We start from the raw sequence: 14951 nt of genomic DNA on the forward strand, positions 1-14951 counted from the left end.
TGGTTGTTCGTGTCCCTCAGAGCTTGATCTCGATGTCGACACCGGCCGGCAGGTCGAGACGCATCAGCGAGTCGACGGTCTTCGGCGTGGGGTCGATGATGTCGATGAGCCGCTTGTGGGTGCGCATCTCGAAGTGCTCGCGGCTGTCCTTGTACTTGTGCGGCGAGCGGATGACGCAGAACACGTTCTTTTCCGTCGGCAACGGCACCGGGCCAGCAACCTTCGCACCAGTACGCGTCACCGTGTCGACAATCTTGCGTGCCGAGCTGTCGATGACCTCGTGGTCGTAGGCCTTCAGCCGGATGCGGATCTTCTGTCCCGCCATCGCTTCGCTTCGTCCTTCTCTATCGTCTTCGCCTTCGTCGCTCCGACCCCCGCGGTCGGGTGTGTCGCGGGCGCGGAACGCGCGTGACTCACCGCTTCGTCGACCTTGGTTGGAGATCGGGGCCCGGTCTCGGACCGGAACCTCGGCGTGGTCTCCGGTCCAGCGCACCAGCCAGATCAAGAAGATCTGGGGCGCACCCCGGCGGCCTCGCCTGAGCAACCTGAATATTGTGCCAGAGATCGGCGCCGGAACGCCAATCGGGTGGCTTCACGCCTGATCCGGTACCACCTGAGCGCCGGATCAGGCACAAAGCAGAGGTCCGCGGGGGCTCAGGTTCGAGCCCTCGCGGACCTCATGAGATCACTTGAGGATCTTGGTGACCCGGCCGGCGCCGACGGTGCGGCCACCTTCACGGATCGCGAACTTCAGACCGTCCTCCATGGCGATCGGCTGGATAAGCTCGACCGTCATGTCGGTGTTGTCGCCCGGCATGACCATCTCGGTGCCCTCGGGCAGCGTGACGACACCGGTGACGTCGGTGGTCCGGAAGTAGAACTGCGGGCGGTAGTTCTGGAAGAACGGCGTGTGACGGCCGCCCTCCTCCTTCGACAGGATGTAGACCGACGCCTCGAAGTTCGTGTGCGGGGTCGTGGTGCCCGGCTTGATGACGACCATGCCGCGCTCGACGTCCTCGCGCTTGGTGCCGCGAAGCAGCAGACCGACGTTCTCACCGGCCTGGCCCTCGTCGAGCAGCTTGCGGAACATCTCGATACCGGTGACCGTGGTGGTCTGCTTCTCCGGACGGATGCCGACGATGTCGACGGTCTCGTTGATCTTGACGACACCGCGCTCGATCCGGCCGGTGATGACCGTGCCGCGACCCGTGATGGTGAAGACGTCCTCCACCGGCATCAGGAACGGCTTGTCGATCTCGCGAGTCGGCTGCGGGATGTACTCGTCGACGGCGTTCATCAGCTCGATGATCGACTCGCCCCACTTGGCGTCGCCCTGCAGCGCCGGGTGCGCGGCAACCCGCACGATCGGCGCGTTGTCGCCGTCGAACTCCTGCTCCGAGAGCAGCTCGCGGACCTCGAGCTCGACGAGCTCCAGGATCTCCTCGTCGTCGACCATGTCGCACTTGTTCAGGGCGACGACCATCGCCGGCACGCCGACCTGACGGGCGAGCAGCACGTGCTCACGCGTCTGCGGCATCGGGCCGTCGGTGGCGGCGACGACCAGGATCGCGCCGTCCATCTGAGCCGCACCGGTGATCATGTTCTTGATGTAGTCCGCGTGACCCGGGCAGTCGACGTGGGCGTAGTGCCGGGCCTCGGTCTGGTACTCGACGTGCGCGATCGAGATGGTGATACCGCGCTGGCGCTCTTCCGGCGCCTTGTCGATCTGATCGAAGGCCGATGCCTCGTTGAGCGTCGGGTACTTGTCGTGCAGCACCTTGGTGATCGCCGCGGTAAGAGTGGTCTTACCGTGGTCGATGTGACCGATGGTGCCGATGTTGACGTGCGGCTTAGTCCGCTCGAACTTCGCCTTCGCCACTGGGGCCCTCCTAGATAAATTGACTACGCCGTACGCCGACGCGCTTGGGGTGTGGTGGTCAGGAGCGAGAGACTACTCGCCCCGGGCCTTCTTGATGATCTCTTCCGCCACGTTCTTCGGAACCTCGGCGTAGGAATCGAACTGCATCGAGTAGGACGCGCGGCCCTGGGTCTTCGACCGCAGGTCACCGACATACCCGAACATCTCCGACAGCGGCACCAGGGCCTTCACGACCCGGCTGCCACCGGGGCCCTCGTCCATCGACTGGATCTGGCCACGGCGTGAGTTGAGGTCGCCGATCACTTCACCCATGTAGTCCTCGGGGGTGGTGACCTCGACAGCGAACATCGGCTCCAGGATGACCGGGTTCGCCCGGCGGGCGGCATCCTTGAAGGCCATCGAACCGGCAATCTTGAAGGCGAGCTCGGACGAGTCGACGTCGTGGTAGGCGCCGTCGGTCAGCGTGACCTTGACGTCCACCATCGGGTAGCCGGCCAGTACACCGAACTCCATCGCCTCCTGGGCGCCCTCGTCCACCGACGGGATGTACTCCCGGGGGATGCGGCCACCGGTCACGGAGTTGACGAACTCGTAGCCGCCTTCGCCGCCGGCCTCGACCGAGGTCGGCTCGATGTTGATGATCACGCGCGCGAACTGACCCGAGCCACCGGTCTGCTTCTTGTGCGTGTAGTCGACCTTCTCGACCTTCTTCTTGATGGTCTCGCGGTAGGCGACCTGCGGCTTGCCGACGTTGGCCTCGACGCGGAACTCGCGCTTCATCCGGTCGACCAGCACCTCGAGGTGCAGCTCGCCCATACCGGCGATGATCGTCTGGCCGGTGTCCTCGTCGGTCCGGACCTGGAAGGTCGGGTCCTCCTCGGCGAGCCGCTGGATCGCGACGCCCAGCTTCTCCTGGTCGGCCTTCGACTTGGGCTCGATGGCGACCGAGATGACCGGGGCCGGGAACTGCATCGACTCCAGCACGACCGGGTTCGACGGGTCGGCCAGCGTCTCGCCGGTGGTGGTGTCCTTCAGACCCATCACGGCGACGATGTGGCCGGCGCCGATCGACGCGATCTCCTCACGCTTGTTCGCGTGCATCCGGTAGATCTTGCCGATCCGCTCCTTGCGGCCCTTGGTCGGGTTCAGCACCTGGGTGCCGGTCTCGAGCTTGCCCGAGTACACCCGGATGAAGGTCAGCTTGCCCAGGTGCGGGTCGGCCGCGATCTTGAACGCCAGCGCCGAGAACGGCTCGCTGTCGGCCGGCTTGCGCAGCACGACCTTGTCGGAGTCCTTGACGTCGTGGCCCTCGATGGCCGGGACGTCTATCGGGCTCGGCAGGTAGGCGTTGATGGCGTCCAGCAGCGGCTGGACGCCCTTGTTCTTGAACGCCGTCCCGGTCAGCACCGGAGTCAGCTTGCTGGCGATGGTCGCCCGGCGGATGGCCGCGACGATCTGCTCCTGGGTGGGCTCGTCGCCCTCCAGGTACAGCTCCATGATCTCGTCGTCGGCCTCGGCCAGCGTCTCGATCAGCTTGTCGCGCCACTCGGCGGCGATCTCGGTGTGGGTCGCCGGGATCTCCTCGACGGTGTAGTCCTCACCCATCGTGGTCTCGCCGCGCCAGGTCAGCGCGCGCATCCCGATCAGGTCGACGACGCCGATGAAGTCGGCCTCGGACCCGATCGGCAGCTGCAGCACCAGCGGCACCGCGGCCAGCCGGTCGACGATCATGTCGACGCAGCGCATGAACTCCGCGCCGGTCCGGTCCAGCTTGTTCACGAAGCAGATCCGGGGTACGCCGTACCGGTCGGCCTGACGCCAGACCGTCTCCGACTGCGGCTCCACGCCGGCGACACCGTCGAAGACAGCGACGGCACCGTCGAGGACGCGCAGCGAACGCTCCACCTCGACGGTGAAGTCGACGTGACCCGGGGTGTCGATGATGTTGATGGTGTGGTCTTTCCAGGTGCAGGTCGTCGCGGCGGACGTGATCGTGATGCCGCGCTCCTGCTCCTGCTCCATCCAGTCCATCGTGGCGGCGCCGTCGTGGACCTCACCGATCTTGTAAGTGATACCGGTGTAGAAGAGGATCCGCTCGGTCGTCGTCGTCTTGCCGGCGTCGATGTGGGCCATGATCCCGATGTTGCGGACCTTGGCCAGGTCGGTGGTGATTTGTACGGCCACCTCGGTGGTCTACCTCTCGATTCTGTACTGCGTCAAAGGGGTGAGCGCTGGAGTCCGGATCGGACCCCGGATCACCAGCGGTAGTGGGCGAAAGCCTTGTTGGCTTCGGCCATCTTGTGCGTGTCCTCGCGGCGCTTCACCGACGCACCGAGACCGTTGGACGCGTCCAGGATCTCGTTCATCAGGCGCTCGGACATGGTCTTCTCGCGACGGGCCCGCGAGTACGTCGTCAGCCAGCGCAGCGCGAGCGTGGTCGACCGGCCCGGCTTGACCTCGATCGGCACCTGGTAGGTGGCGCCACCGACGCGGCGGCTCTTCACCTCGATGCTCGGCTTCACGTTGTCCAGCGCACGCTTCAGCGTGATCACCGGGTCGGTGCCGGTCTTGGTCCGGGTGCCCTCGAGCGCGCTGTAGACGATGCTCTGCGCGATCTGCTTCTTGCCGTCGACCAGGATCTTGGAGATCAACTGGGTGACGAGCGGCGAACTGTAGACCGGGTCGATGATGACCGGGCGCTTCGGGGCGGGGCCCTTGCGCGGCATTAGCTCTTCTCCTTCTTCGCGCCGTACAGGCTGCGAGCCTGCTTCCGGTTCTTCACACCCTGGGTGTCGAGCGAACCGCGGATGATCTTGTACCGGACACCCGGGAGGTCCTTCACACGACCGCCGCGGACGAGCACGATCGAGTGCTCCTGCAGGTTGTGGCCGACGCCGGGGATGTAGGCGGTGACCTCGATGCCGCTGGTCAGGCGGACACGTGCAACCTTGCGAAGCGCCGAGTTCGGCTTCTTCGGCGTGGTCGTGTAGACGCGCGTGCACACACCACGACGCTGAGGGGAACCCTTCAGGGCCGGCGTCTTGTTCTTGGACACCTTGTCCTGGCGGCCCTTGCGGACCAGCTGGTTAATGGTGGGCACCGCGTGGGTCTCTTTCTGTCGTCCGGCTGGGTTTGTAGCTTTCGCCTGACCCCCGCGGTCGGGTGTGTCGCGTGCGCACGAGCAGACCGACGCCGTAATCTTCCAGACTGTCGGCAGGAGTCCCGTGCCACGCGGCCCGACCCGTTGGACGAGGGGCACGCATGACGGCCCAGGAAAGACCCCGGGCACGATCGTTAAGACTAGCGGGTGCCCCTAGCACGGTCAAAATGAGTAATCGACCACGGTAGCGAGCCTTCCGCCCTTCCAGTGTACAAGGCTTACGGAGTGGCCCTCCCGGCCAGGAAATCGGTGGCCACGGCAGCGTCTCCGGTGACCGTCAGAACGGTCGGCGGCAGGCGCTTCCACAGGCACAGGCCGAGGTCCGCGGCGGTGCCCGTGAGGACCGCCTCGCCGACCGCCTTCGCCTGCTCCACCCGCGGCGCAATCCCTTGTGACACAGGCGTCAGCGTCCATTCGTCGCCGGTGTCGACGGCCCGGACGCCGATCTGCCGGGTGACAGCCGGCGCGAATCCGCGGGCCAGCATCCGGGGCAGGAACACCTCGAACACCTCGTCCACTCCGTCGGCCGCGATCGCCGGCCGGACGACGTACGGCGCGGTCCCGGGCTGCTCGCCCGTCGCCGCCGCGGCCTGGAGCAGGTCCACGAGATGGACGGCCGTCTCATGCAGGCGCCGGCGAGCCCAGAACCCGGCCCGCTGCTCGACCGGGGCGAAGTTCCAGCAGGGCTCGTCCGGATCGACCGCCCGCAGCGCTGCCGCCAGGGCCGCGCTGGTCCCGGCGTACCAGTCCGCCCAGGAGATCGTCGTACGGAGCACCTCCGGCACCTTCTGGGCGGTGCCGGACAGCAGGATCGACGCGGCCCAGCGCTGTCCCGACCCCAGATGCAGGGCCAGGTCGGCGACCGTCCAGCCGGGGCAGGCCGGGACCGCCGCCTCCGGGTCGACCCGTTCGAGGGTGGCCGCGAACTCCGCGGCCACCCGCTCGAACTCGGTCAGATGGTCGATCGGTTGGTCAGACACGGAACTCGACGTCGGTGATCAACCCGTCGACGACCCGGTACAGGGCCAACTGCGGGGCGGATCCGCCGTCCTCGTAGCTGACGACGTGCTCCACCACCCACTCCCCCAGCGACAACCGCTGGACGACTTCGGTCTTGCACTCGCCGGCGTCGAAGCGCGGCCGGTAGAACTCGCGCAGGAACCGGCGGCCCTTCAGCTCGGAGCCGTCCGCGCGCAGGATCCGGGCAGTCGGCGAGTACATGGCCAGGAAGGCCTCGAGATCGTGGGCGGCGTACGCGGCGTGCTCACGGGCGATCACCCGCGCGGCCGGGGTGTCCGCGGTGACGGCCGCGACCGTCGCGAAGCCCAGATCGGCCAACGGGGCCTGGGCGGCCACCGGCGCGGGTGTGACGGGTGCAGGTGTGACAGGGGCAGGCGGGACAGGCGTGGTGACGACAGGGGCCGGCTGAGTAGCGGGTTCAGCCGGGGCCGGCGGCGTCTTCACCGCGACGGCTGCCTTGGCGGCGGACGTCGTACGGCGGGTGGAGGTGGTCTTCTTCTTGGTCGGAGGCGGGACGAGGAGCTTGGTGTCGTCGCCGGGTTCCTCGCCGAGGTGGGCGATCGCCCAGTCCAGGGCCTTGGTGACGGCGGCGCGTGATTCTTCGGTGTGGTCGAGCATGTCGAACCCGTGGTGCCCTTTCGGTACGTCGATGATGTCCAGCGCGGCGCCGCCCGCGGAGACGAACTCCGCTACCGGACCGGCGAGCTCCTCACGCTCGAGTCCAGCTCTGGTCAGCAAAACCGGCAGGTCCTTGTGTTTGCCGATCACCTCGGCGGCGGTTACCAGGTCGTCGACACCGGGCGGGGTGGCGAGCAGGGGGTACGTCAGGGCGACGAAACGCAGCCAGTCGGGGCGGCTGTCCAGCCATTCCCCGGCGAGCAGGCCGGCGCCCGAGAAGAACCACAGGCCGACCCGATCGGGATCGACGCGTGGATCGGAACGCAGTACGCCGACCGCAGCCTCCACCTCGTCCGCGGCCGTGACCAGTCGGTCCAGGCCGTGAATCAGGCTGTGGTCGACCACCGCCGACACCAGGCCACGCCTGGCGGCAGCGGTTGCATAGCCCTTGTAGACCGGCCAGTCCCGAGGCATCACCTCGAGGTTCGCGGGTCCGGGTCCCCCGTGCACGAAGAGAATTGCGCCGCCTCGGGCGGTACCGGGCGGGCGGTACAGGTCGATCTCCCCGAGGCGATCGACACGTACGTCAGAACCTTCCAGAACCCCCAAGACGAAAGGCCGCAGGTAGGCCGGCAGATCCGTCATGGACCAATCTTGGCGCATCCCGCCCACACTTTCAGCCGCCACCCCGAGTGTCTTTCCCACCCCGCCCTGTACCGGCCCCGTACTAGCCCTGTACTGGCCTGTAAACGCCGCGAGGGCGGCACCTCCCCGGCAGGGGAAGTGCCGCCCTCGGCGGTGTGACTGCGCTCAGTTCTGGTAGGAACCGAGGTCGAAGTCGTCGAGCGGGACCGACTGACCGCTGGACGGGCCGAAGTCGTAGTCGTACGACTCGTAGCCGACCATCGAGTACATCGCGGCCTTCGCCTCCTCGGTGGGCTCCACCCGGATGTTGCGGTAACGGTCCATGCCGGTACCCGCCGGGATCAGCTTTCCGATGATGACGTTCTCCTTCAGACCGACCAGCGAGTCGGACTTGCCGTGGATCGCGGCCTCGGTGAGGACGCGGGTCGTCTCCTGGAAGGAGGCGGCCGACAGCCACGACTCGGTGGCCAGCGAGGCCTTGGTGATACCCATCAGCACCGGACGGCCTGAGGCCGGCGTACCGCCCTCGGCCACCACGCGGCGGTTCTCCGCCTCGAAGGTGACGCGGTCCGCGAGCTCGCCCGGCAGCAGCTGGGCGTCGCCCGACTCGATCACCGTGACCCGGCGCAGCATCTGCCGGACGATGATCTCGATGTGCTTGTCGTGGATGGCCACACCCTGCGACCGGTACACCTCCTGGACCTCGTCCACCAGGTGCTCCTGCGCCTTGCGGACACCCAGGATCCGCAGAACCTCCTGCGGGTCCGGCGTACCCTGCGTCAGCTGCTGGCCGACCTCGACGTGCTGGCCCTCCTCGATCAGCAGGCGACCGCGCTTGGAGACCGGGTAGGCGACCTCCTCGGACCCGTCGTCCGGCGTCAGCACCAGCTTCCGGGTCTTGTCGGTGTCCTCGATCGAGATCCGGCCCGCGGCCTCCGAGATCGGCGCCTTGCCCTTGGGCTGACGCGCCTCGAAGAGCTCGACGACACGCGGCAGACCGTGGGTGATGTCATCACCCGCGACACCGCCGGTGTGGAAGGTCCGCATCGTCAGCTGCGTCCCCGGCTCACCGATGGACTGGGCCGCGATGATGCCGACCGCCTCGCCGATGTCGACCGGCTTGCCGGTCGCCAGCGAACGGCCGTAGCACTTCGCGCAGGTACCGGTCTTGGCGTCACAGGTGAGCACCGACCGGACCTTGACCTCTTCGAGGCCGGCCGCGACCAGCTTCGCGATCGACACGTCGCCCAGGTCGGCGCCACCGGCGAGCACGACGTTGCCGTCGGCGTCCAGGGCGTCGGTGGCCAGGGTCCGCGCGTACGCGCTGGTCTCCACGTTCTCGGCGTGCACGACCTTGCCGTCCGGGCCCTTCTCGCCGATCTGCTTCGGCAGGCCCCGCTCGGTCCCGCAGTCCTCCTCGCGGATGATGACGTCCTGCGACACGTCCACCAGACGCCGGGTCAGGTACCCCGAGTCGGCGGTCCGCAGCGCGGTGTCGGCCAGACCCTTCCGGGCGCCGTGGGTGGCGATGAAGTACTCGACCACCGACAGGCCCTCACGGAAGTTGGACTTGATCGGCCGGGCGATGATCTCGCCCTTCGGGTTGGCCACCAGACCACGCATACCGGAGATCTGCCGGATCTGCATCATGTTGCCTCGGGCACCGGAGTGCACCATCATCCAGATCGGGTTGTCCTTGGCGAAGTTCTCCTCCATCGCCTTGCCGACCTCGGCGTTGGCGCCGGTCCAGATCTCGATCAGCTCCTGACGCCGCTCGGACGAGGTGATCAGACCCCGCTCGAACTGCTTCTGGACCTTCTCGGCCTGGGACTCGTACCGGGCCATGATCTCGGGCTTCGACGGCGGCGTGCTGAAGTCGTCGATCGACACCGTGACACCCGAACGGGTGGACCAGTAGTAACCGAGGTCCTTCAGCGCGTCCAGCGCGTGCGCCACCTCGACCTTGGTGTACCGCTCGGCCAGGTCGTTGACGATCCCGCCGAGCTGCTTCTTGCCCACCTCGGTGTCGACGAACGGGTAGTCCGCCGGCAGCGCCTCGTTGAACAGCGCCCGGCCCAGCGTGGTCTCCAGCGAGAACCCGCCGCCCGGCAGCGCGGTCGCGCCGGCCGGAGCGGCCGACCCGTCCAGCCGGATGGTGATCTTGGCCTGCAGCGACAGCTCGTTGCGGTCGAAGGCCATCAGCGCCTCGGCCACCGAGCTGAACGCCCGGCCCTCGCCCTTGGCGCCTTCCTTCAGCATGGTCAGGAAGTAGATGCCGATGACCATGTCCTGGGTCGGCATCGTGACCGGACGGCCGTCGGCCGGCTTCAGGATGTTGTTCGTCGACAGCATCAGGATCCGGGCCTCGGCCTGCGCCTCGGCCGACAGCGGCAGGTGCACCGCCATCTGGTCCCCGTCGAAGTCCGCGTTGAACGCGGAGCAGACGAGCGGGTGGATCTGGATCGCCTTGCCCTCGATCAGCTGCGGCTCGAACGCCTGGATGCCGAGCCGGTGCAGCGTAGGTGCACGGTTCAGCAGGACCGGGTGCTCGGTGATGACCTCTTCCAGCACGTCCCAGACCTGGGCGCGCTGACGCTCGACCATCCGCTTGGCGGACTTGATGTTCTGCGCGTGGTTGAGGTCGACCAGCCGCTTCATCACGAACGGCTTGAACAGCTCCAGCGCCATCGCCTTCGGCAGACCGCACTGGTGCAGCTTCAGCTGCGGGCCGACGACGATCACCGAACGACCGGAGTAGTCGACGCGCTTACCGAGCAGGTTCTGCCGGAAGCGGCCCTGCTTGCCCTTGAGCATGTCGGACAGCGACTTCAGCGGCCGGTTGCCCGGGCCGGTGACCGGACGGCCGCGGCGGCCGTTGTCGAACAGCGCGTCGACGGCCTCCTGCAGCATCCGCTTCTCGTTGTTGACGATGATCTCCGGCGCGCCCAGGTCGAGCAGTCGCTTGAGCCGGTTGTTCCGGTTGATCACCCGGCGGTACAGGTCGTTCAGGTCCGAGGTCGCGAACCGGCCACCGTCGAGCTGCACCATCGGGCGCAGGTCCGGCGGGATCACCGGGACGCAGTCCAGCACCATGCCCATCGGGCTGTTGTTGGTCGCCAGGAACGCGGTGACGACCTTCAGCCGCTTCAGGGCGCGGGTCTTGCGCTGCCCCTTACCGGTCTTGATCGTCTCGCGCAGGTTGTCCGCCTCGGCCTTCAGGTCGAAGGTCTCCAGCCGGCGCTGGATCGCGGCGGCGCCCATGGCGCCCTCGAAGTACTTGCCGAACCGCTCCTTCATGGCGCGGTAGAGGATCTCGTCGCCCTCGAGGTCCTGGACCTTCAGGTTCTTGAACCGGGTCCAGACCTCGTCGAGGCGGTCGATCTCACGCTGCGAGCGGTCGCGCAGCTGCTTGACCTCACGCTCGGCGCCTTCCTTGACCTTGCGGCGTACGTCGGCCTTGGCGCCCTCGGCCTCGAGCTGCGCCAGGTCCTCCTCGAGCTTCTTCATCCGCTGCTCGATGTCGTTGTCACGACGGTTCTCGAGCTGCTTGCGCTCCACGTCCACCCGGCCCTCGAGCGAGGACAGATCGCGGTGCCGGGCCTCGTCGTCGACGTCGGTGATCATGTACGCCGCGAAGTAGATGACCTTCTCCAGGTCCTTCGGGGCGAGGTCGAGCAGGTAGCCGAGCCGCGACGGGACACCCTTGAAGTACCAGATGTGGGTGACCGGCGCGGCCAGCTCGATGTGGCCCATCCGCTCGCGGCGCACCTTGGAGCGGGTGACCTCGACGCCACACCGCTCGCAGATGATGCCCTTGAAGCGAACGCGCTTGTACTTGCCGCAGTAGCACTCCCAGTCCCGGGTGGGACCGAAGATCTTCTCGCAGAACAGACCGTCACGCTCGGGCTTGAGGGTCCGGTAGTTGATCGTCTCCGGCTTCTTGACCTCGCCGTGCGACCACTGGCGGATCTCATCCGCGGTCGCCAGGCCGATCCGAAGCTCGTCGAAGAAGTTCACGTCGAGCACGATGTGTTATCTCCCGTTGCTAAAAGTGGTCTGAGTGAGTTGGTTGTTGATGTCAAGCGGCAACCCGCTCAGACCTCCTCGACGCTGTTCGGCTCGCGCCGGGACAGGTCGATTCCCAGTTCCTCCGCCGCCCGGAAGACGTCCTCCTCGCTGTCGCGCATCTCGACCCGGCTTCCGTCGGACGAGAGCACCTCGACATTGAGGCAGAGGGACTGCATTTCCTTGACCAGAACCTTGAACGACTCCGGGATACCCGGCTCCGGGATGTTCTCGCCCTTGACGATCGCCTCGTACACCTTGACCCGTCCGACGACGTCGTCGGACTTGATGGTCAGCAGCTCCTGCAGCGCGAAGGCGGCACCGTAGGCCTCCAGGGCCCACACCTCCATCTCGCCGAACCGCTGGCCACCGAACTGGGCCTTACCGCCCAGCGGCTGCTGGGTGATCATCGAGTACGGACCGGTCGAGCGCGCGTGGATCTTGTCGTCGACCAGGTGGTGCAGCTTCAGGATGTACATGTAGCCGACACCGATCGGGTCCGGGAACGGCTCACCCGAACGGCCGTCGAACAGCTTCGCCTTGCCCTGCCCGTTGACCATCCGGACGCCGTCCCGGTTCGGCAGCGTGGAGCTCAGCAGGCCGGTGACCTCGTCCTCCGTAGCGCCGTCGAACACCGGAGTGGCGACGTTCGTCATCGGCTCGGCCGCACCGGCGCCGATCTTGATCAGCCGCTGCGCCCACTCCTCCTCGTTCTCCGGGTCGACCTCCCAGCCGCGGGAGGCGATCCAGCCGAGGTGGGTCTCCAGCACCTGGCCGACGTTCATCCGGCCGGGCACGCCCAGCGGGTTCAGGATCACGTCGACGTGGGTGCCGTCCTCGAGGAACGGCATGTCCTCGACCGGCAGGATCTTCGAGATGACGCCCTTGTTGCCGTGCCGGCCGGCCAGCTTGTCGCCGACCGAGATCTTCCGCTTCTGGGCGACGTACACCCGGACCAGCTGGTTGACGCCCGGCGGCAGCTCGTCGCCGTTGTCCCGGTCGAAGACCCGGACGCCGATGACGGTGCCCTCCTCGCCGTGCGGGACCTTCAGCGACGTGTCGCGGACCTCGCGCGCCTTCTCACCGAAGATCGCGCGCAGCAGCCGCTCCTCCGGGGTCAGCTCGGTCTCGCCCTTCGGGGTGACCTTGCCGACCAGGATGTCACCGGTGGTGACCTCGGCGCCGATCCGGATGATGCCGCGCTCGTCCAGGTCGGACAGCATCTCGTCGGAGACGTTCGGGATGTCCCGGGTGATCTCCTCCGGGCCCAGCTTGGTGTCGCGGGCGTCGACCTCGTGCTCCTCGATGTGGATCGAGGTCAGCAGGTCCTGCTGCACGACGCGCTGGCTGAGGATGATCGCGTCCTCGTAGTTGTAGCCCTCCCAGGTCATGAACGCGACCAGCATGTTCCGGCCGAGGGCCATCTCGCCCTCGTCGGTGCAGGGACCGTCGGCCAGCGGCGTCCCGATCTCGACCCGGGCCCCGGCGTCGACCAGCGGGCGCTGGTTGATGCAGGTGCCCTGGTTCGAGCGGCGGAACTTCGCCATCCGGTAGGTCTGGTAGGTGCCGTCGTCGGCGGCGATCTCGATCAGGTCGGCCGAGACCTCCTTGACCACACCGGCCTTGTCGGCCACGACCACGTCGCCGGCGTCGACCGCACCGCGGAACTCCATGCCGGTACCGACCAGCGGGGCGTCCGAGGTGATCAGCGGCACCGCCTGGCGCTGCATGTTCGAACCCATCAGCGCGCGGTTGGCGTCGTCGTGCTCGAGGAACGGGATCAGCGCGGTCGCCACCGACACCATCTGGCGCGGCGAGACGTCCATGTAGTCCACGTCCTCGACCGGCACGAGCTCGACCTCGCCGTGCCGGCGACGGACCAGCACGCGCTCCTCGGCGAACCGGTTCTCGTCGTTCAGCGCGGCGTTCGCCTGCGCGATGACGAAGCGGTCCTCCTCGTCGGCGGTCAGGTAGTCCACCTGGTCGGTGACCTGGCCGTCGACGACCTTGCGGTACGGCGTCTCGACGAAGCCGAACGCGTTCACCCGGCCGTACGACGCGAGCGAGCCGATCAGGCCGATGTTCGGGCCTTCCGGGGTCTCGATCGGGCACATCCGGCCGTAGTGCGACGGGTGCACGTCACGGACCTCGAAGCCGGCCCGCTCACGGCTCAGACCACCCGGGCCGAGCGCGTTCAGCCGGCGCTTGTGGGTCAGGCCCGCGACCGGGTTGGTCTGGTCCATGAACTGCGACAGCTGGGAGGTGCCGAAGAACTCCTTCAGCGCCGCCACCACCGGACGGATGTTGATCAGGGTCTGCGGCGTGATCGCCTCGACGTCCTGGGTCGTCATCCGCTCCCGGACCACGCGCTCCATCCGGGCCAGGCCGGTGCGCAGCTGGTTCTGGATCAGCTCGCCGACGGTCCGCAGGCGCCGGTTGCCGAAGTGGTCGATGTCGTCCTCTTCGACCACGATCTCGCCGCGCGGGGCCGGCAGCTCGGTCTTGCCCTCGTGCAGGGCGACCAGGTACTTGATCGTGGCGACGATGTCGTCGACGGTCAGCACCGCCTGGTCGTGCGCCTCGTCCCGGCCGAGCTTCTTGTTGATCTTGTAGCGACCGACCTTGGCCAGGTCGTAGCGCTTGCCGTTGAAGTAGTAGTTCTCCAGCAGCGCCTGCGCGGCCTCGCGGGTCGGCGGCTCACCCGGACGCAGCTTGCGGTAGATGTCCAGCAGCGCGTCGTCCTGGCCGGAGGTGTGGTCCTTCTCCAGGGTCAGGCGGATCGACTCGTAGTCCCCGAACTCCTCGAGGATCTGCGCGTCGGTCCAGCCGAGCGCCTTCAGCAGGACGGTGACGTTCTGCTTGCGCTTGCGGTCGAGGCGGACGCCGACCATGTCGCGCTTGTCCACCTCGAACTCCAGCCACGCGCCGCGCGACGGGATGATCTTGGCGGTGAAGATGTCCTTGTCGGACGTCTTGTCCGGCGTGCGCTCGAAGTACACACCGGGCGAACGGACGAGCTGCGACACGACGACGCGCTCGGTGCCGTTGATCACGAACGTGCCCTTGCGGGTCATCAGCGGGAAGTCGCCCATGAACACGGTCTGGCTCTTGATCTCGCCGGTCTCGTTGTTCATGAACTCGGCCGTGACGAACAGCGGCGCGGAGTACGTGACGTCGCGCTCCTTGCACTCGTCGACCGTGTTCTTCGGCGGCTCGAAACGGTGGTCGCGGAACGACAGCGACATGGTGCCGCTGAAGTCCTCGATCGGGGAGATCTCCTCGAAAATCTCTTCCAGGCCGCTGGGGCCGGACAGGTCCGACCGCCCCTCGGCCTCAGCGGCGGCCACCCGGGCCTGCCACGTTTCGTTACCGACCAGCCAGTCGAAACTGTCCACCTGCAGCGCAAGCAGATCCGGAACCTGGAGCGGCTCGGAGATCTTTGCGAAGGAGATGCGGCGGGGGCCGGTGACGTTGGAAATGCTGTCGGACTGGGGGTTGCGCGAGGCGACCAAGGGGCGTCCTTCCACGGGCTCGCAAAATCACATCGGTGCTGGGAGCGCACGC

9 protein-coding genes are annotated in these 14951 nt (G+C 67.2%); all 9 read right to left on the reverse strand.

The window, feature by feature from the left end; translation table 11 throughout:
* Window positions 1-16: 16 nt before the first annotated feature.
* A complete protein-coding gene (gene rpsJ, locus AB0I12_RS37345) occupies window positions 17-325 on the reverse strand; it encodes a 30S ribosomal protein S10 (protein ID WP_012923688.1) in 309 nt (102 codons plus the stop codon).
* A gap of 360 nt (window positions 326-685) precedes the next feature.
* Window positions 686-1879, reverse strand: coding sequence for an elongation factor Tu (tuf, locus tag AB0I12_RS37350; protein WP_359939424.1), 1194 nt, complete (start codon window positions 1877-1879; stop codon window positions 686-688).
* Between the two features lie 72 nt (window positions 1880-1951).
* The gene (fusA, locus tag AB0I12_RS37355) at window positions 1952-4063 is read right to left on the reverse strand and encodes an elongation factor G (protein ID WP_359939427.1); all 2112 of its coding nucleotides are present in this window, start codon (window positions 4061-4063) and stop codon (window positions 1952-1954) included.
* Between the two features lie 71 nt (window positions 4064-4134).
* The gene (rpsG, locus tag AB0I12_RS37360) at window positions 4135-4605 is read right to left on the reverse strand and encodes a 30S ribosomal protein S7 (RefSeq protein ID WP_131286359.1); all 471 of its coding nucleotides are present in this window, start codon (window positions 4603-4605) and stop codon (window positions 4135-4137) included.
* Entirely contained in the window at window positions 4605-4979 is a 375-nt protein-coding gene (gene rpsL, locus AB0I12_RS37365; RefSeq protein ID WP_130384649.1) for a 30S ribosomal protein S12, read from the reverse strand. Before rpsL ends, rpsG begins: the two co-directional genes overlap by 1 nt.
* A 278-nt stretch (window positions 4980-5257) precedes the next feature.
* Window positions 5258-6019: a maleylpyruvate isomerase N-terminal domain-containing protein gene (locus tag AB0I12_RS37370; protein ID WP_359939432.1), complete on the reverse strand. Its 762-nt coding sequence runs from the start codon at window positions 6017-6019 to the stop codon at window positions 5258-5260.
* Entirely contained in the window at window positions 6012-7322 is a 1311-nt protein-coding gene (locus tag AB0I12_RS37375; RefSeq protein ID WP_359939435.1) for a nuclear transport factor 2 family protein, read from the reverse strand. Before AB0I12_RS37375 ends, AB0I12_RS37370 begins: the two co-directional genes overlap by 8 nt.
* 165 nt (window positions 7323-7487) lie before the next feature.
* Complete coding sequence (locus tag AB0I12_RS37380) at window positions 7488-11348, reverse strand: DNA-directed RNA polymerase subunit beta' (RefSeq protein ID WP_359939438.1); 3861 nt, start codon at window positions 11346-11348, stop codon at window positions 7488-7490.
* 68 nt (window positions 11349-11416) lie between these two features.
* The gene (gene rpoB, locus AB0I12_RS37385) at window positions 11417-14899 is read right to left on the reverse strand and encodes a DNA-directed RNA polymerase subunit beta (RefSeq protein WP_359939441.1); all 3483 of its coding nucleotides are present in this window, start codon (window positions 14897-14899) and stop codon (window positions 11417-11419) included.
* Between the last annotated feature and the right edge of the window lie 52 nt (window positions 14900-14951).

The organism is Kribbella sp. NPDC050459 (assembly GCF_040655315.1).
In the GTDB taxonomy this organism is placed as follows: Bacteria; Actinomycetota; Actinomycetes; order Propionibacteriales; family Kribbellaceae; genus Kribbella.

What these genes read in the sequence shown, in the direction of transcription:
- rpsJ (WP_012923688.1), bottom strand. Translation starts at nt 325, where the DNA reads ATGGCGGGACAGAAGATCCGCATCCGGCTGAAGGCCTACGACCACGAG.
- rpsG (WP_131286359.1), bottom strand. Translation starts at nt 4,605, where the DNA reads ATGCCGCGCAAGGGCCCCGCCCCGAAGCGCCCGGTCATCATCGACCCG.
- AB0I12_RS37375 (WP_359939435.1), bottom strand. Translation starts at nt 7,322, where the DNA reads ATGACGGATCTGCCGGCCTACCTGCGGCCTTTCGTCTTGGGGGTTCTG.